At 68.5% G+C, this 17,326-nt stretch carries 22 protein-coding genes and 1 tRNA gene; 9 read left to right on the top strand and 14 right to left on the bottom strand.

From position 1 onward, the window contains the following. Positions 1-26 precede the first annotated feature (26 nt). On the top strand, positions 27-518 hold the full coding sequence (locus QM591_RS04805) for a hypothetical protein (RefSeq protein WP_415130144.1): 492 nt from the start codon (positions 27-29) through the stop codon (positions 516-518). A 12-nt stretch (positions 519-530) separates the two neighbouring features. Here the strand turns inward: QM591_RS04805 and QM591_RS04800 are convergent, their stop codons facing one another. From QM591_RS04800 to QM591_RS04790, 3 genes are all read right to left on the bottom strand, one after another. Beyond that, a complete protein-coding gene (locus tag QM591_RS04800; protein ID WP_415130142.1) occupies positions 531-1,277 on the bottom strand; it encodes a hypothetical protein in 747 nt (248 codons plus the stop codon). Positions 1,278-1,552: 275 nt separating this feature from the next. Continuing rightward, positions 1,553-1,882 (bottom strand): hypothetical protein, encoded by a 330-nt coding sequence (locus QM591_RS04795; protein WP_415130141.1) that lies wholly within the window; start codon positions 1,880-1,882, stop codon positions 1,553-1,555. After that, positions 1,879-4,224: a phage tail tape measure protein gene (locus QM591_RS04790; protein ID WP_415130140.1), complete on the bottom strand. Its 2,346-nt coding sequence runs from the start codon at positions 4,222-4,224 to the stop codon at positions 1,879-1,881. Before QM591_RS04790 ends, QM591_RS04795 begins: the two co-directional genes overlap by 4 nt. A gap of 157 nt (positions 4,225-4,381) precedes the next feature. Here QM591_RS04790 and QM591_RS04785 point away from each other — a divergent pair, with 157 nt between their 5' ends. Then, a complete protein-coding gene (locus tag QM591_RS04785) occupies positions 4,382-4,840 on the top strand; it encodes a hypothetical protein (protein WP_415130139.1) in 459 nt (152 codons plus the stop codon). 93 nt (positions 4,841-4,933) lie between these two features. On the opposite strand, the gene QM591_RS04780 is transcribed toward QM591_RS04785, so the two are convergent. The 8 genes from QM591_RS04780 to QM591_RS04745 all read right to left on the bottom strand — a co-directional run bounded on the left by QM591_RS04780 (position 4,934) and on the right by QM591_RS04745 (position 9,146). Further along, a complete protein-coding gene (locus tag QM591_RS04780; RefSeq protein ID WP_415130137.1) occupies positions 4,934-5,581 on the bottom strand; it encodes a CheR family methyltransferase in 648 nt (215 codons plus the stop codon). A gap of 111 nt (positions 5,582-5,692) precedes the next feature. Then, positions 5,693-6,343 (bottom strand): hypothetical protein, encoded by a 651-nt coding sequence (locus tag QM591_RS04775; protein WP_415130135.1) that lies wholly within the window; start codon positions 6,341-6,343, stop codon positions 5,693-5,695. Beyond that, positions 6,340-6,852: a hypothetical protein gene (locus QM591_RS04770; RefSeq protein ID WP_415130133.1), complete on the bottom strand. Its 513-nt coding sequence runs from the start codon at positions 6,850-6,852 to the stop codon at positions 6,340-6,342. Before QM591_RS04770 ends, QM591_RS04775 begins: the two co-directional genes overlap by 4 nt. Further along, a complete protein-coding gene (locus QM591_RS04765) occupies positions 6,849-7,298 on the bottom strand; it encodes a hypothetical protein (RefSeq protein WP_415130131.1) in 450 nt (149 codons plus the stop codon). The genes QM591_RS04770 and QM591_RS04765 overlap by 4 nt, the downstream gene beginning before the upstream one ends. Then, positions 7,295-7,579, bottom strand: a complete 285-nt coding sequence (locus QM591_RS04760; RefSeq protein WP_415130129.1) for a hypothetical protein — start codon at positions 7,577-7,579, stop codon at positions 7,295-7,297. Before QM591_RS04760 ends, QM591_RS04765 begins: the two co-directional genes overlap by 4 nt. A gap of 45 nt (positions 7,580-7,624) precedes the next feature. Further along, complete coding sequence (locus QM591_RS04755) at positions 7,625-7,885, bottom strand: hypothetical protein (protein WP_415130127.1); 261 nt, start codon at positions 7,883-7,885, stop codon at positions 7,625-7,627. Positions 7,886-8,027: 142 nt separating this feature from the next. Continuing rightward, a complete protein-coding gene (locus tag QM591_RS04750) occupies positions 8,028-8,834 on the bottom strand; it encodes a hypothetical protein (RefSeq protein ID WP_415130125.1) in 807 nt (268 codons plus the stop codon). Between the two features lie 60 nt (positions 8,835-8,894). Then, positions 8,895-9,146, bottom strand: a complete 252-nt coding sequence (locus QM591_RS04745; protein WP_415130123.1) for a helix-turn-helix domain-containing protein — start codon at positions 9,144-9,146, stop codon at positions 8,895-8,897. A 56-nt stretch (positions 9,147-9,202) separates the two neighbouring features. Here QM591_RS04745 and QM591_RS04740 point away from each other — a divergent pair, with 56 nt between their 5' ends. After that, positions 9,203-9,901: a hypothetical protein gene (locus QM591_RS04740; protein ID WP_415130121.1), complete on the top strand. Its 699-nt coding sequence runs from the start codon at positions 9,203-9,205 to the stop codon at positions 9,899-9,901. Between the two features lie 13 nt (positions 9,902-9,914). Further along, positions 9,915-11,210, top strand: a complete 1,296-nt coding sequence (gene xerC / locus QM591_RS04735) for a site-specific integrase (RefSeq protein ID WP_415130119.1) — start codon at positions 9,915-9,917, stop codon at positions 11,208-11,210. Positions 11,211-11,228: 18 nt separating this feature from the next. Here the strand turns inward: xerC and QM591_RS04730 are convergent. Continuing rightward, positions 11,229-11,302: transfer RNA gene (locus QM591_RS04730), tRNA-Pro, on the bottom strand. Positions 11,303-11,403: 101 nt separating this feature from the next. Here QM591_RS04730 and QM591_RS04725 point away from each other — a divergent pair. The 3 genes from QM591_RS04725 to QM591_RS04715 all read left to right on the top strand — a co-directional run bounded on the left by QM591_RS04725 (position 11,404) and on the right by QM591_RS04715 (position 13,161). Continuing rightward, positions 11,404-11,982, top strand: coding sequence for a GNAT family N-acetyltransferase (locus QM591_RS04725; protein ID WP_415130117.1), 579 nt, complete (start codon positions 11,404-11,406; stop codon positions 11,980-11,982). Positions 11,983-12,070: 88 nt separating this feature from the next. Then, positions 12,071-12,787, top strand: a complete 717-nt coding sequence (locus QM591_RS04720; protein WP_415130116.1) for a lysoplasmalogenase — start codon at positions 12,071-12,073, stop codon at positions 12,785-12,787. Beyond that, positions 12,784-13,161, top strand: a complete 378-nt coding sequence (locus QM591_RS04715) for an RNA-binding S4 domain-containing protein (protein ID WP_415130114.1) — start codon at positions 12,784-12,786, stop codon at positions 13,159-13,161. The genes QM591_RS04720 and QM591_RS04715 overlap by 4 nt, the downstream gene beginning before the upstream one ends. An 18-nt stretch (positions 13,162-13,179) precedes the next feature. Here the strand turns inward: QM591_RS04715 and QM591_RS04710 are convergent, their stop codons facing one another. Both QM591_RS04710 and QM591_RS04705 read right to left on the bottom strand, forming a co-directional pair. Next, positions 13,180-13,632 (bottom strand): DUF2809 domain-containing protein, encoded by a 453-nt coding sequence (locus QM591_RS04710; RefSeq protein ID WP_415130112.1) that lies wholly within the window; start codon positions 13,630-13,632, stop codon positions 13,180-13,182. After that, a complete protein-coding gene (locus QM591_RS04705) occupies positions 13,611-14,504 on the bottom strand; it encodes an NUDIX domain-containing protein (protein WP_415130110.1) in 894 nt (297 codons plus the stop codon). Before QM591_RS04705 ends, QM591_RS04710 begins: the two co-directional genes overlap by 22 nt. A gap of 204 nt (positions 14,505-14,708) precedes the next feature. On the opposite strand from QM591_RS04705, the gene QM591_RS04700 reads away from it, so the two are divergent. Continuing rightward, positions 14,709-16,541, top strand: coding sequence for a ribonucleoside triphosphate reductase (locus tag QM591_RS04700; RefSeq protein WP_415130108.1), 1,833 nt, complete (start codon positions 14,709-14,711; stop codon positions 16,539-16,541). Continuing rightward, on the top strand, positions 16,514-17,242 hold the full coding sequence (locus QM591_RS04695; RefSeq protein WP_415130106.1) for an anaerobic ribonucleoside-triphosphate reductase activating protein: 729 nt from the start codon (positions 16,514-16,516) through the stop codon (positions 17,240-17,242). Before QM591_RS04700 ends, QM591_RS04695 begins: the two co-directional genes overlap by 28 nt. Positions 17,243-17,326 lie beyond the last annotated feature (84 nt).

The raw sequence follows: 17,326 nt of genomic DNA, 5'->3' as shown, positions 1-17,326 counted from the left end.
CTGTGCCCCAGACTATCGTGCGCGGCATGGACTGGATCGCACCCGTCGTCGCCGTCGTCGCCGCGCTGATCGCAGGGTGGCAAGCGTGGGAAGCCCGACGCTCTCGCCTCGACGCCCGCTCGTCGGCGAGCGAAGCACAGCAGCATGAGGAACGCGCGGCAGCCGCGTCGGAGCGCATCGCGTCCGCGATCGAAGAACGAAACGCCCTCGAACGCGCCGAACGCGAGCGCTACAAGAACCCGTGGACTCGGGTGCCAGAGTACGTGCGGAGCGGTCGCGCGTGGAAGTTCCATCTCGGCGGCAATGAGCCGGTGACCGACGTCAGCGTGAAGATCGACGACAAGCACACGAACGAGCGCCTGAGCGTGACGATGCCCGACACCGAGAACATGCGCCCCGGGCAGTCGTTCCGCCTCGACTGGTGGCGCAGCATGGCGTCGCCTCCGCAGATCACGGCTGAACTTCACTGGGTACGCGCGAACGGCGAGCCGCACCACTGCGCGATGACGCTCGACTGATCGACCGGGCTGTTACGCCCCGGCCTGCGGCGTGACGCCGTTCCGGTGCTCGCTCTCGGCGTCCGCGATCATCTGCTCGCCGCGCTTCAGTTGCTCGATTGCGAACTCTTCAGCGCGCTTCATGTCCCGGCGCAGGCGCCGTGTTTGTACGAGCCGCATCATCGCGATCTCGCGTTCGAGCGCCACGACCTGAAGGCGTCGATAGACCTGGCGCGACTCGTACTCGCGCAACTGATCTGCCGCAGTCTTCGCTTCGCCAAAACGATGCTTGTTCAGATGCCCGACGACGACCGCTCGCTGCTCGTCGACCGCAGTCAGGACGTCGTGCACGCCGTTGCCAGCGAACGCGTGCCCTCGCGCGAGGATGAGCCGCCATGCATCGGTTGCACGCGTGACGCGCGCCTGCCACTCGGGATCGAGACTCACGTCGAACCTGATCTGGTCGGGCGCCGGTTCCGGGGCTGCCTTGATCGCGTCGGCAGCCCCACGCTTCACGGCATCCTGCGCCTGCTCGATGTAGCGCGCCATTGACAGGCCGAGTTCGTTGATCGCTGCGACGGCGTCTTGTTGGTACGTGGCGAAGCGATCCGCCGCGGCACGCTGCGAGTCGAGCAGTCGGACGATCATTGCCGAGCGCGCGGCCCACGCTGCGGCGATGAGCACGCCGATCAGGCTGAGGACGGCGCCGAGCGGGATCAGTGCGGCGAAGTCGAACGCGCTCGTCGCGCTCTCGGCGGCGATCTCGGCAGGTGTCGTCATGCCTGCATGCTATTGCCGCCGAACTCTCGAAACATTGTTTGCCCGCTCAGCGGCGCTGTACGCCCCGTAGACGAGAGATCGTTGCTCAGGCTGTCGTCGTACCGGTCACGGGCTGCGAGCGCGCCCTGCCTGGCGTAGCGCGGGCGCCGCGCCAATCTCCCCCGCGGCGCCCGCCGACGTGCCCGCTTTGCCGCTCGCGCCGTTGACACGGACTCAAGACGCTTGCAGCGCTGATCTGCGATTTCTCCGCGTGCTTGCACACATGTCGTGCAGCGTCAGCGCTTCCACGCAAGCATCGCCGGGATGAACACGGCGTCGCCCGCGGGGCAGTCGTCCCAGTGCTGCGCGACCACGCGACGTAGCGTTCCGCTCTCGACGGACTCATCCGACCACAGCATCCGACCACCGCACGCGCACACGCCGTCGATCGCCTGCACACGTCGACGCGCGAGCCCTTCACGGACCAGCGGCGGGGCATCGTCGGAGATGCGCTGCACGACCATCCGCTCGCTCGGGCGCCCGTGCGGGATCACCCATTCCTGATCGTCGGCGAGCGGCGGTGCGTGCTCGTCGACCTCGACCGGGTCGAGCCCTTCGCCAATCATGCGGCGCTCGCAAACGGCGAGCGCGGCGAGCCCAGCGCAGCGAACAGTTCTTCCTCAGACGACAGCGCGCGGTTCTCGGCGGCGTGGTACTGCATCGTCTTGTTGTTGATGATCGTCGTGCCGTTGCCGGTCGCGACGGCCGCGCCCGCGGTGCCGCGGACGTCGAGACCGAGGGAGCCCGAACGCACGGCGTCGCCGAGCCGCGCGTCGAACGTCGAGCCGAACGGGTCGGCCCCCTGCATGCCCTTCGTGAACTCGTCCATGATCGCGGCGCCCGAGTGGCGCAGCCGGGTCCACCCGGCACCCGAGAACTGTCCACGCTCGGCCGGCGAGTTGGGGAAGAACCCACCGATGAAGTCCATGACGCCGCCGATCGTGTCGCCGATACTGCCGATCATCGCCGAGATGCCGTCCAGGAAGCCCTGGATCAGCGCCTTCCCCGAGTCGACGAGCCAGTCGCCGATGCCGGCGAAGAACGACATGACCTTGTCGGGGATGCCCTCGAAGAAATCGAGCACACCCTCCCACGTCTTACGCACGCCGTTCTCGATACCAGACCACAGGCTGCTGAAGAATGACGTGAGCCCGTTCCATGTGCTCTGCCACCCGCGGATGAAGCCCGAGATCGTCGACGTCGCCCACGCGACGACACCCTTCCAGATCGACTCGAAGAACGCGCCGATGCCAGACCACAGGCCGTTCCACCAGTTCCGTACTTCGTTGAACCGGGCCATGATCCACACGACGAAGCCGAGCGCGATCCCGGTGACCCACCCTACGAACTGCTGCCAGATGTCCCGCACCCAGTTGCCGATGCCGGTCCACAGATCATTCCACCAGGTCGAGATCGAGTTCCCGATGTCCATGAGCCAGCCGACGAAGCCGTTCCACGTGTCGGTGATCCAGCCGATGAAGCCGTTCCACACGCCGGTGATCCACTGCCCGACGCCGGCCCACAGTACGTTCCACCAGGCGACGAAGCCGTCGAGCACGTCGCCGAGCCAGCCCATGAAGCCGCCCCAAATCTCGGTGATCCAGGCGACCACTTCATCCCAGTTCGCGACGAGCCAGATGAGCGCGCCGACGAGAGCCATGATGCCGACGACGATCCAGGTGATGGGGTTCGCGAGCAGCGCCGTGTTCATCGCCCACGTCGCCACCGAGACGCCGATGAAGGCTGTCGCGAGGACGCCGAGCGCGATCGCCACGGCCTGCAAGACGCCGGGGTTCGCGGCCAGAAAGCCGAACACGGCCTGAAGCGCGGGCAGCAGAGTCGACATGAGCCCGCGGAACATCTCGCCGATCTGCCGGTTCATGGCTTCCATCTGCGACGCAACGTTGTCGTTCGCGACTTCGAGCGAGTCGGTCGCGCCCGCCACATCCTCGAACCCGCCACCGAGCGACGTCAGCGACGACAGGAACGACGGGATGCCGTTGACGCCCAAGTCTTCGATCGGCGTGCCGAACAGGGCGATCGCGGCATTCGCGCGCTGGGTAGGGTCTTCGACAGCGAGCAGCCCCTTCACGATGTCGTCGAGCGCGCCCTTCGCGGTGTCTCCCCCGGCGAGAACCTTCCCCGCCATGTCCTCCGCGTTGAGCCCGATCGCGTCGTACGCAGCGACGCTCGACGTCGACATGTCGGTCGCGCGGATCGAGAACTCTTTCAGCGCGTCGCCCGCCTTGTCGATACCGATCGAACCCTTGTCGGCGCCGGATGCGAGCAGCGAGAACGCCTCCTCGCCGCTCATGCCGAGCGCCGCGAGATGCGGCCCGTACTCGGTGATCGCGTCGCGCATGTCGCCGCGCAGCGCTTCCGGCACCTTCTGCATCGCGGTCGTCATGAGATCCATCGCGTGATCCGCCGACGTCGCGAGCCCGCTCGACATGAGTTGCTGCACCATGCCGATCGCTTCGGACGTCTCGACCTCGAACGCGCTCGCGTAGTTCAGCACCTTTGCCGTCATCGACTCGACGGTCGAGTCGTTCGCGTCGCCCATGCACTTGATTTGCGTGACGACGCCACCGATCGTCTGCTGCACCTGCTCGACGGACTCGCCGTAGTTCTGCGCGTAGACCTTGCCTGCCAGCGTGCCGACCCGGGCGCTCTCGTCAGCCGTCAGTCCGAGTTGCGCGGCGACCTTCGAGTTCGTCGCCTCGAAGTCGATCGCGTCGGTGAGCCCCTTCGTCATGGCCGCAGCGAGCACGCCGCCGACGACGAGCCCCGCAGCGCCGAACGCGGCAGCCTTGCCGCTGAACTTCGACGGCGTGCGCTCTACAGCGGCGTCCCACTTCGACGTGTCGAGATCGAGAAACGCGACGAGTTCGCCGAGATCGAGTGCCATTCGGGCAGCCCCCAGAGATCGTGTGCGGCGCGGCGGTCGCGCCTACATTCTTGATCTCCGGTTCGAGCGTGTGCCCGTGACGACACGCTAGCGCCCGCTCGAAGTCTCGCCCGGATTCGGCTCGGCGCGGCGCTCGGTTCGGTGAGAGGATTCGAGTGTGTGGGAGGCGCTTGGGATAGGGATCGTTGGCACCGTGGTTGGGGGCGTTGCGACGGCGTGGATCATGTTGCTGATCCAATCCCGCTACGACCGCAAACGCGGCGTGGCGAGGGCGGTCGAGCAAAGCAGGGCCGTTGACCGCGAGCAGGTGTGCCGGGCTCTGTGGGGACATCTTGCCGAGATTGATCACGACTTGCACCACATTCGTGACGGCGACGTCGCGCACTACCTCGACGACGTTCGCGAACGGATCGCGAAGATGCGTACTCTCGCTCGCGAGAACGTATCGCTCGTCGGCGATAGCTGCGTCAGGGCCGTGACCGTATACACCGATCGACTACTCAGCGATTTCGCGGGCATCGCCGATGGACGGAGCCCGTCCACAGGGGTGGAGAGCGGGGCCTGGTACTTGCGCGGTGTCCTGACCGGGCTCGAGACGGGGACGCGCACCGACTAAATTCCGGTCGTCGGGACCCCGCTGCGTTGCACGACGTGTGTGCAAGCACCCGCAGAAAGCCCCGATCAGCGACGGTCGGCGCCTGATTCCCGGTCAAGTGCGCGACGCGGCCTTGTCGGGTCGCAGCACGAACACGCGGTCGGCGGGAGCGAACCGGGCGAGCCATTCGCGGCCAGCGTGCAGTAGATCACTCGTGCCTACGACAACGGGGACGCCCATCTGCGCGAGCCGGTCGACGACGCCCGCCCGATCCTGACGCGGGATCGACGTCAGCACGTTCCGGCAGAGCACGACGTCGACGCTCGTAAGCGGGGAGTGCTCGACGAGATCGTGCGGCCACCAGCGGATGCGGGCGCTGATCGCCTCGTCAACGTGCAGCCACTCGCCCGCTTCGTCGTAGTCGGCGAAGATGCGCGCAGCCTCGTCGCGGGTGATGTCTCCCGCTTCGACCGCGGCGGCGACCATGCCTCGCGGGTAGGCACCCTCCCAAGCGGTCTTCAGTGCGGGCAGCATGACGTCGCTCGCGACGATGCTGACGGTGTCAGGCGTGCGGGCTGCCAGGGTGAGTGCTTCCTCGCCGGTCGCGACGCCCGCGCACCACACGGTGCCCGTCTCGGGGATGAGTTCGAGCAGCCCCGGCCACATCTCCGAGTCGCGGCCCCACGCTGCGTGTGCCGCTGACCATAGCCAGATGCCACCTGCGGCGATCGCGGCCTGCGTGTACTTCGTGCGAGCGTCCATGCCGTCGCCACTTCCTTACTTTGTTCGTGTGATGGGAACTGAGAGGCGGGCGAGGACTGGCCGCCCGCCTCTCACGGGTGCGACGCGGATGACCGACGCGTCGCCCCGGCCTTACGCGTCCAACCGCCGAATGAACTCGTCGACGGTGCCGTCGAGCCCGCCGCGGATCGCCTCGTAGCCCGCCTGATCGGCGCGGTAGACGTCCTGCCACGCGCCGACAGTCGCGTCGCTGCCCTCCGCCGCTTCGGTCATGGCGCGGTGCCATGCGATCGCGGGCGCGTGCTGCTGCTCGGCATCCCGCACTGACGTCGCAGCCTCGACGCCGAGATCGGCGAGCCGGTCGAACACGAGCCCGTGAACCTCAGCAATGATCTCGTCGCCCGCGTTCGAGTCGAGCACCTGCGGCAGCGTCTCGACGAGATCAGCGATCGCGAGAGCGCGCGTCTCGTCCGCGCTCGCGATGATCTGCGCCAGTGGCCGGCCCTTGTCGAGCAGCGCCTGCACCTTCGCCGCCTCGTGCTGCACACGGGCGATCTCGTCGGCAGTCTTCGGACGCAGCGAAGCGATCACGCCGTCACGGGTCGGCAGGTTCTGAGGCAGCACAGGGCGCGCCGCGAGCAGCGCCTGACGGGCTGCGTGCACGCGTGCCCGCTTCCGCGTCGCGATCGCCTCGGGCGCGAGGTCGGCGTCGGCGTACTGCATCGCCGCTCCCAGTTCGTCGCGGTAGCCGCGCACGGCGGTCGCGTAGTTGTTCGTGGTCACGATTGGGTTCCTTCCCCCTCGGTGTCCTGCACGCGGTCGCGGGCAGTGGTCTTCTCGGCGGCTTCGACTTGCTGGGTGATCGTCATCGCCCACGTCGCAAGCACGGTCTTGAACTCGTCAACGCCCGAATCGCCGCTGATCTTGTCGAGCCCCATCAGTCGAGCGCGGCGGTCCATGATCGAAAGCACCCGGTCGACGGCCCATAGATCGGGTGCCTTCGGTGAGCCGTCGCGCATCGTCCCCTCGCCGAGCGCCGCGGGCATGACTTCCCGCTGCAACGCATCGAGCGCTTCGAGTTCCTGCGCGAGCAGTTGCTTCGCGTGCTCGCGCGGCACCTTCGCGATCTCACGCTCGACGGCGCGGTACGCATTGCCGGGGTTCGAGTAGCCGAGCGCGGCGGCGATCTCGCGGTATGTCGCCCGGCGCAGCCGCATTTGCAGGGCCGCGTCGGCGCGCTGCGCCGCGGTCAGGCGCCGCTCGGTGTTCGTCTTCGGTTCGTTCGTGGTCACTGTGCCGTTCCGTCCGTTCGTGCCGCTGCGCGGCGTGCCTGTCGCTGCTGACGCTCGCACGCTCGGTACTCGGGATCAGCGCGGCGACGACGCTTGTACTCGCGCAGATGCTCGCGGCGGCACCCGACGCACCAGCCGTCCGAGTCCTTCCCCCAAGTCAGTCGCACGTGCCCGCGTCGGCACATCAGCCAGTCGCCGCCGTGATCCATCTGCGCATTGTGCGAGTAGCACAGCGGGGCGTAGTCCTTCGGGTCACGCGACCACCGCACCGGCACGTCGTCGGGCTTGCCGTCGCCGTCCTTCAGGCCGAAGACGAGCCCCTCACCGACGAGCCCCCACCCGTCCGCGAGAAGGTCGCAGCCGGGTGCCGCACACGGCTGGCCGACCGCCGATCCGCGAGTGCGCTTCAGTTCGGCGTGAATGCGCCGGTACTCGCTCATGCTCACCGCGCACCCCCGATCTGCGCGCCGACGAGCGCGGTCAGCGCGTCTCGCATCTGGCCTGCCTCGGCTCGCCATGCGGCGACCTCGGCGAGCAGCGCCGCCCTGTGCGCTTCGATCTGGTCAGAGCGTCCGCTGACGTTCACGGCGGCGTAGTAGTCATCGACCGTGGCCGCTCGGGCGCGCTCGGTTTCGACGATCGCTGAGTGGTCGGGGCGGAGAGCGAGGGTGCGAGCGTGCTCGACGGGATCGACAGGGCTGCTGCCGAGTACCTTGTGCATGGTCATCGCGGGTGGTTCCTTTCTGTTGCTCGATCTCCGGTTGGTGGGTGGTCAGGCGCCGACGAGTGCGGCGAGCAGTTCGCGGAGTTCCTTCGCCTCGGCCCGGTTCGCTGCCGTCTCTGCGGACAGGGCACGCGAATGCGCGAGCACGGCAGCCTCATCACGCGGCGACAGCCTGCGCAGCGCGGCGAGGTAACCGTCGATCGTGGCGCGGCGTGCGCGCTTTGCGTCTCGCAGCGACTGGCGGTCGGTCGGTTCGGCGACGGCGCGGCGCGCGCGCTGCACGAGCGCCCGGAAGTCGTCTTCGGTCATCGCGGGTTCCTCTCGTCGAGCCCCTGACTCTGCGCCAAAGGCGGTCGGCTGTGATCTGGGGATTCATCGACGGCTTGCACACGCGGTGTGCAAGCGATCGCGAGCATCACGCTCGTAGCGGCGGCGATCTCGTCTCTGAGGCTCATGACGCCTCGCCTTCGTCAGCGAGGAACTTCGCGAACACGTCGGCGTTACGTTCGGATTGCGTCTTCCGCTCGCGGCGGGGCGTCGGCAGATCGTCAACCCACCGCGACGACGTGAGCCACCCGACCAGGCCGGGGATGTATCGCATAGCCTCGGGCGTCGCCCAGCCGCCGCGGACGTAGGCGGCACCGTGAGCGGCGATGTCGTCGGCAAGACCCTGCGGCCCCCGCGGGTGACGTTTGGCGGCATCCTCGAACGCGGTTTCGGCTTCGACCCGGCGCTCGCGCTTCGGCCATGACTGCCAGGCCGTGTCGAAGTAGTCGACTTCGACGATCTCGGCCCCGATGATTTCGTCGTCGCGCGCGCCCTTGGTCTCAGAGATAGAGACTTCAGAACTCCTAGCCTCTCCTGCCTGTCCTGTGGCGTCCCCGGGGACATGTCCCGGGGACGCTCCCGGGGATTCAGTCGCAGACTTCGCCGCTCGCTGTCGACGCTTCTTCTCGCGGTCGGCTCGGCGAGCGTTCTCCAAGACCTCGAAGTCGGCTCGACTCGTCTGCGTGCTCATGTAGTCGGCGATGATCCACGCGCCTCTGTCGCTGACGGTCCACAGGTCGGCCTCGACGAGCGCGTCGACGCTCGCGGCGTCGAACGTCGGGATCAGCGCGAGATCGTCGCGCTCGATACGCCCATCGGTGCGGTTCGAGACGGCCCACAGCGTCGCCATGAAGTAACTCGCACGCGCCGACGCCGACAGGCGAACGATGCGCCTGTCCACGAGATAGCGCTCTGGAATGCGTGCGTCCATGTGGTGTGTTTCGCTCCCGTCGAATGACTGCTGCTCAGTTGGTTGCTGGACCGGCGGGCGTCAGCCCTCGCCGAGCCACGCGATGAGCGCCGGCACGGGAACGAGCAGGCGGCGCCCGATGCGCTTCACCGGGAACGACTCACCCGAGCGCGCCTGCCGGTAAGCGCTCAGGCGAGAGATGCCCAGCAAAGCTGCGGCCTCTTCGATGTCGAGAGTTGCGCGGCTGCGAATGTCGTCGAGCGTGAGAACTGCGGGCGCGGCGCTCGCCTGCTCGGACTGCTCGGTTGCGAGTCCCGATTCCGTGGTGGTCATGTCATCGCCTTTCGTCATGTGGTCGATATGTCCATAGTGAGTGCTATCGTGTGCTCATGACTAACCGTGTTCGCAAAACTGCAACACCACTCGATGAGTGGGTTGGGCAACGCATTCGCGAGATCAGAGAGCAGCGCCACATCACCCAGGGCGAGTTCGCCGACCGGATGAGAGAGCGCATCAAGAAGGGCTGGACACGTCAGGTCGTCTGGCAGGTTGAACGCGGCGAGAAGCCCCTGAACACGCGGGAACTCATGCACGTTGCCGACGTGCTCGCCGTCACCGTCGTCGACCTCATCAGCAGCAGCGAGCCAGTCGAGATCGACGGCGTGGAACGCCGCACCGACGATATCGTCAGCGGTGAGAGCGCCATGCCGGAAGTCGAGGGGTGGGCACACTTCGAGCGCGCAGCCGAAGCCCTCAACGATCTACGTGAGGCCGAAGCACGCTACCGCAACGAGATCGAAGCGGTGCATCGCGTCCTCGCACGAGACGACAACGTCGGCAGGTCTGTACGAGCCCGCATCCAGGCTCGACAACGCGGCGTGATTGAGTCCCTTCGACCTGAACTCGATGCCTTGCACGCCGACGACGTCGAGCACGCCCGCATGATTGGCGCTGAGCCGCCGCCGGTGTGGCAGCCATACGTCCCCGTGACAGTGGCGGCGAGAGACGCATTAGAGGACCGCACGCTCCCGGTTGAGATGTGGAGACGCGCGCGCACAGACGTCCGTCCATCCGAGACGGCCAACTGAGAGAGGAAGACAGATGATCTATCGCAGATGCTCGTGCAGGCGACCGGGTTCGAGAACCCAGTACGCCGTCCTGCCCGAGAAGCCGACCGAGAAACAGGTCGCGAACACGTGTCCGCGGCTGCTCAGCGACCCGAAACACGGGAAGTGGGGCTACTACCTGGCGCGCGGCACCGACGCGTCAGGCAAGCGCCTACAGACGCGCGTCGCGGGCTTCGACACCAAGCGAGCGGCGCAGTCCGCGCTCGCGAAGGCACGCGCCGAGCACGACCGGGGCGAGTTCGTCGAGACGAGCCGCGTGAAGTTCGGACAGTGGCTCGACGAATGGCTCGACGGGCGCGAGCAGCGCGGCGACATCAAGCGCAGCACGCTCGACAACTACCGCCGATACGTCGACGCCGACATCAAGCCGAGCGCGCTCGGCAGGCTGCGGCTCACCGACATCAAGCGGGCCGACGTGCGGCGCTTCATCGACGGGCTCATCTCGGACGGGCGCGGCGCGACGACCGTTCGCCGCATCGTCGCCGTCGTGCAGGGTGCGCTCACCGCTGCCCTGCGAGACGACATGATCGCGGCGAACCCAGCCCGCGGCGTGCGGCTGCCCGTCGTGGACGCGCACGAGTTCGAGCCGTGGTCACCCGTTCAAGTCGGGGCGTTCCTCGATCGGGCTGCGCAGCACAGGCTCGGCGCACTGTTCGAGATCGCCGTGCTGACCGGGCTGCGGCGTGCCGAACTGCTCGGCCTGCGGTGGGGCGACGTCGACCTCGCGCGACGCGAACTGACCGTGCGAACGACGCGCGTGCAGACGCGCAGCGCCGTCGTCGAGAACTCGCCCAAGACGAGCGCAGGGCGTCGGGTCGTGCAACTCGACGACGCGGCAGTCGGCGCGCTCGTCGCATGGCAGATCGCACAGGAAGCCGACCGGGTGAACTGCGGCACGCTGTGGGAGGGCGACGGGCACGTCTTCACGTACGAGAACGGGACGCCGCTGCGGCCCCAGTACGTGACGCGTCTGTTCGAGACGCTGCGCAGCGAGATCGGGCTGCCCGACATGACGCTGCACGGGCTGCGGCACATGCACGCGTCGCTGCTGCTCGCGAGCGGCACCGACATCGCGCTCGTCTCGAAGCGTCTCGGTCACTCGTCGATCTCGATCACGAGCGACATCTACACGCACCTGATCGGCGACGCCGGTCGACGTGCAGCGGAGGGCGCGTCGGCGCTCATTCCGCGAGCAAGTGCACACACACTGCACACACAGCCGACCGGGGCGGGCATGACAAAAGCCCCGGAACCCGCAATACCTGCGTGATTCCGGGGCTTTCTCCGGTCGGGATGACAGGATTTGAACCTGCGACCCCTTGACCCCCAGTCAAGTGCGCTACCAAGCTGCGCCACATCCCGGTCCATCGTCCGCACGCGGACAACTCCCCTATCCTAGCCGGTCGTCGCGCGCGCCGCGAACCGGCCTGACGGGTGTCGGTGGCCACGTGTACGTTCGCGTCATGACGACGATCGAGATCCGCCCCGCACGCGCCGACCGGTTCGATGACGTCGAGCATGCACTCACCGGCGGGGGCGACGGCGCCTCGTGCTGGTGCCAGTGGTGGATGCTCCGAGGCAAGGACTGGGACGCCACGACGGTCGACGAGAGACGCGAGCTGCTCCGCTCCGACCTCGAGGCGCAGCCGCCCTCCGCCCTGATCGCGTACGTCGAGGGCGAGCCCGCCGGATGGGTCAAGGTCGCCCCGCGCCCCGCGCAGCCCCGCCTCGCCCATACCCGGAGCCTCACGCAGTCGCCGGAACCGATCGACGACGATTCGGTGTGGGCCATCACCTGCTTCGTGGTCCGCCGGGAGCACCGACGCGCGGGACTCGGCACCAACCTGCTCGACGCCGCCGTCAGCCACGCCCGCGAGAACGGCGCCCGCGTGATCGAGGGCTACCCGATCGACACCTCCGTCAAGAAGGCCTCGGCCAACGCCCTGTTCCACGGCAGCCTCTCCACCTTCCTCGCCGCGGGATTCCGGGAGGTCGCGAGTCCGTCACCCGGGCGTCCCATCGTCTCCCTCACCGTCGCCTGACCGTACGATGGGTCGCACCGACCCGTCTCCCCCGGTCATCGCCGCCGCGCCGCGAGACCCCGGGCGACCCGATCCGCGAAGGAGCGCCGTGACCACCCCCGCACGCCCGCGCTCGCGCACCGCGCGACGGCTCGAGACCACCCGCTGGTGGGGCTTCCTCCTGTACGCGGCTCTCTCGGTCCTCCACGTCACGGCGATCACCTTCGACCTCGCGGCCATCGAATACCCGACCAAGCTCCTCCTCATGCCCGCCCTGGGCATCGCCGCGATCTGGGCCCTGCGCGGCAGACTCCCCACCGGCTCCACAGCGCTCCCTGCGGCGACCTTCCTCTTCCTCGCCCTCGCGTTCTCCTGGCTCGGTGACGGCGCGGCGTTCTTCTTCCCTTTCCTCGCCGACGAGCTCCCCGCCATGCTCGCGAGCTTCGGCATCGCACACTTGCTCTACATCGCCCTCTTCCTCCGCCACCTCCACCCGCACCCCATCGCTACCTGGTCCATGGTCTACGCCGCGTGGTGGGGAGTCATGATCGCTGTTCTCTGGCCGCACCTCGGCGCCCTGCTCGTCCCGGTGATCCTCTACGGCGCGGTGCTCGGCGGCACCGCCGTGGCGGCCACCCGCGGCGGCACGCTCACCGCCGTCGGCGGCGCGTTCTTCCTCGCCTCCGACACCCTGCTCGCCCTGCGCCTCTTCCTCCCCGGCGTCTCGGCCGAGGCCACCGGCCCCGCCGTGATGATCGCCTACACGCTCGGCCAGGGCCTCCTCGTCCTCGGCATCTGCCGTCTGCTCGGGAAGGCACCCCGATGACCGAGAGCGTCCGCGTCGACTCGTGGCTCTGGGCGGTGCGCGTCTACAAGACCCGGTCGGCCGCGACCACCGCCTGCCGCGCGGGACACGTGCGCCTCAACGGCGAGAAGGTCAAAGCCTCCCAGCCGGTGCGGATCGGCGACGAGCTCCGCGTGCGCATCGCCGGATTCGACCGCATCCTGGTGGTGCGCCAGCTCCTCACCAAACGCGTCGGCGCGCCACTGGCCGCCCTCGCCGCCGAAGACCGCACGCCGCCGCGCGAACCCGTCGCGATGGTCGCCGTCCGCGACCGCGGCGCCGGGCGCCCCACCAAGCGCGAACGCCGCGACATCGACCGCCTTCGCGGCCGCGCGCCGCACGCCGACGACGACTGAGCCCGGCCGAGCGCCCCGTCAGCCTGTCGCGCCCGCCCGTCGTCCGTCCCCACGCCGCGCGCGCAGCAGCCGGTCCCCCGCCGCGACCACCGCCACCGTCACGACGTAGATCAGAAGATCCCGCGCGTCGAACACGGTCCCCAGCACGAGCACGATCGGGGAGAACGCCGCGCCCCACACCTGCGGCAGCCCCGTCAGCTGGAAGAGCTCCACCGCGACGCACCAGCCGGCGGCGATCGTCCCCGCCCACGGCGACGCGAGACGCGGCGCGACGAACACGACCGCGAGGTAGGCCACGACCGCATACAGCGCGTCGCCCGCGATGTCGGTCGCCGCCGTGTCGGGCAGCTGCGTGTGCACGAACAGTCCCGCCGCCACGACCACCGCGATCCCGACGGCCGCCCACGCCCGTCTCGCGACGACGCCCCGGCCCGTCACGGGCCGCCGGCTCAGAGCAGCTCCTTCAGCCACGACACCGACTCGACCGTCGCGACAGCGGACATCCGTTCAGCGAGACCCCGATCGCTCGTCACCACCGTGACGACGCGTCCCGCCGCCCGCTCGGTCGCCGCCGTCTCGGCGATCGTGTCGTCGCCCTGCCCGGCCGCGCGCACGATCCGCAGGCCCGGCACGTCGGCCGCCGCGCGGGCCGCTCCCTCCAGCACCACGACGATCTCGGGGAACCACTCGCTCTCGGGGAGTCCCAGCGCGGCGGCCGGCACTCCGCGCCGCGCTCGCTCCACGAGGCGCTCCATCAGCCGTGCCGCTGCGCCAGCGCGATCCTTCCACCATCCGTCGGGCACGGAACCGACCACGTTAGCCGCGTCGACGACGATCACCGGTCGCACGTCGAGGAGCGCGCGGAGCGTTCGCCACGACGCCGCGAACCCCGGATGCAACGGATACGACTCGATCTCATCGACCGACACCCAGGCGAGCTCCCGGCTCTCGGGGTCACTGATCACCGGCTCGAAGGGCGTGACGACGTCGGCCACGACCGTGCTGTACGTCCAGATCCCGACATCGAACACGCTGATCAGTCGCGCCGCGACCGCCTCGGCGGGAACCCCGGCCTCCTCCGCCGACTCGCGGAGCGCGCCGTCGCACGCCGACTCGCCCTCGTGGCGCGCGCCGCCGGGAAGCGCCCATGTGTCGCCGTGGTGACTCCACGCCACGCGGTGCTGCAGCAGCACACCGCGCTGCGGGTCGAGGGCGAGGAGCCCCGCCGCACCGTAGCGCCCCCAATAGCGGGTGCCGTCGTCGGCGACGACCCAAGCGTCGCCCGAGTCGCGCGGCCCGTGCGGGCGCCGCGGCTCACCGGGCTCGGGAGGAACGATCGTCACCCGACCAGCCTGGCACACCCCGTACTTCCCCGACCCGACGGCCGACACACGATCGTCACGAACCGCCGACGAGATCACCTACCACCCGACGCGAACATCGCGACACGCCATATCTGCGCTTCCCTTCCCGCCGCACCACTACATATTGTGGTCAGACCACCTCAGCGACCCTGGTTGCTGCTCGTCTTCTCAGAGAGGAAATCCATGGCTTCCCCGCGCGCCATTACCGTCGCCGACACGATCGACGAGTACCTGTCCCGAGCCGATTGGCGGGTCAACGCCAACGCGAACCAGGGCTACTCGCTCGGCGGCATGATCCTCAACTCCGCCGGAAAGCTCATCGCCAACTACTGGCTCGACGAGGTGTACGCCCCCGAGGCGGGTCAGGCGCACCGCGACGGCGACCTCCACATCCACGACCTCGACGTGTTCGCCGGCTACTGCGCCGGCTGGTCGCTGCGGATGGTGCTGGAACAGGGGTTCAACGGGGTGACCGGGAAGATATCCTCCCGCCCGCCGAAGCACTTCTCCAGCGCTCTGGGTCAGCTCGTCAACTTCCTCGGCACGCTGCAGAACGAATGGGCCGGAGCGCAGGCGTTCAGCTCCTTCGACACCTATCTCGCCCCCTACGTTCGGATCGACGCCCTCTCGTACGACGACGTGCGCCAGGCGATGCAGGAGTTCATCTTCAACCTCAACGTGCCCTCCCGCTGGGGCACGCAGACGCCCTTCACCAACCTCACCTTCGACTGGGTGTGCCCCGACGACCTCGCCAGCCAGCGTCCGCTCGTCGGCGGCGCGGTGCAGGACTTCACCTACGGCGACCTGTCGGAGGAGATGGGGATCATCAACCGCGCGTTCATCGAGGTGATGACCGAGGGCGATTCCGACGGCCGGGCGTTCACCTTCCCCATTCCCACCTACAACATCACGCGCGACTTCGATTGGGACGGCCCCCACGTCGAGGCCCTGTTCGCGATGACGGCGAAGTACGGCCTCCCCTACTTCCAGAACTTCGTCAACTCCGACCTCGACCCCCACATGATCCGCTCCATGTGCTGCCGACTGCAGCTCGACCTCACCGAGCTCCTCAAGCGTGGCAACGGCTTGTTCGGCTCGGCGGAGCAGACCGGCTCGATCGGCGTCGTCACGATCAACTGCGCGCGACTCGGGTTCGTGCACTCCGGCGACGAAGACGCCGCCCTGGCGCGCCTCGACGAACTGCTGGAGATCGCCCGCGACAGCCTGGTGGCCAAGCGCGCCGTGATCGGAGAGCACCTCGAGGGCGGGCTCTTCCCCTACACCCAGCGCTACCTCGGCACCCTCGACAACCACTTCTCCACGATCGGCGTCAACGGCATCAACGAATACGTGCGGAACCTCACCCGCGACGCCGACGACATCACGACCGAAGCCGGAGCCGCGCTCGCGATGCGCCTCCTCGACCACGTGCGGGAGCGCATGGTGGAGTTCCAGGAGTCGACCGGGCACATGTTCAACCTGGAGGCGACCCCCGCCGAAGGGACGACCTACCGGTTCGCGAAGGAAGACGTGGCGCGCTTCGGTGCCGAGGGCATCCGTCACGCGGGCACCGACGACAAGCCCTACTACACCAACTCGTCGCAGCTTCCCGTGGGCTACACCGCCGACCCGTTCCTCGCGATGGCGATGCAGGAGCCGCTGCAGCAGAAGTACACCGGCGGCACGGTGCTCCACCTCTACCTCGGCGAGGCGATGACCTCGGCCGCGGCGTGCCGCGAGTTCGTCCGGCGGTCGCTGGAGAACTTCCGGCTCCCCTACATCACGATCACCCCGACGTTCTCGATCTGCCCTCGCCACGGCTACCGCTCCGGCGAGCACCCCTCGTGCCCCGACTGCGGCGCCGAGTGCGAAGTGTGGACGCGGGTCATGGGTTACTTCCGGCCGATCGCCTCCTTCAACATCGGCAAGAAGGGCGAAGCTGAAGAGCGGCGGTACTTCCAGGCGCCGCCATCGGTCGAGGAGGAACGATGGAAGAGCTCGCACCGTACGATCTGAGGGTCGCCGGCATCACGCCATTCTCGACGGTGGACTGGCCCGACATGCTCGTGGCCACCGTGTTCCTCCAGGGCTGCCCCTGGGACTGCTTCTACTGCCACAACCCCGCCCTCATCGATCCGCGCGGCGAGACGGTCTTCAGCTGGAGCGACGTCACCGATCTGCTGTGCGACCGCATCGGACTGCTCGACGGCGTGGTCTTCAGCGGCGGCGAGCCCACCATGCAGCGCGGGCTGATTCCCGCGCTGCAGGTGGTGCGCGCCCTGGGCTTCAAGGTGGGCCTTCACACCGGCGGCGCCTACCCGTCGCTGCTGGCGAAAGCGCTGCCGTTCGTGGACTGGGTGGGGCTGGACATCAAGGCCGGGCGCGCCGACTATGCGAAGGTCACCGGACGCGGCCCGAGCGGCGACCACGCATGGCGGTCGCTGGAGCTCGTGCTCGCGCACAACCTCTTGCGCTCGGGCACGCGGCATCCGCTGGAGTACGAGGTGCGGACGACGGTCCATCCCGCCGCGATCGACGACGAGGGGCTGATCGACCTCGGCTGCCGCCTCGCCGACGCGGGCGTGGAGTGCTGGGCCGTGCAGCGATTCCGCGAGCCGGGCACCCGCACCCCGCTTCCGCGCGTCGCGGCCGAGGCGACACCGCTCCACCTCGATCGGCTCCCCGCGGACCGGTTCACGTCGTTCGAGATCCGCTGACGCCCGGGCTGACTTGGCGGCTGACCTCGGGCTGACCCCGGGCTGACCGCGCCGGATTCAGCCCCGGATCGGGTCCGGGTCAGA

The organism is Microbacterium sp., assembly GCF_047607225.1.
Lineage (GTDB): Bacteria > Actinomycetota > Actinomycetes > Actinomycetales > Microbacteriaceae > Microbacterium.
This window is presented reverse-complemented; position numbering and strand designations above follow the sequence as displayed.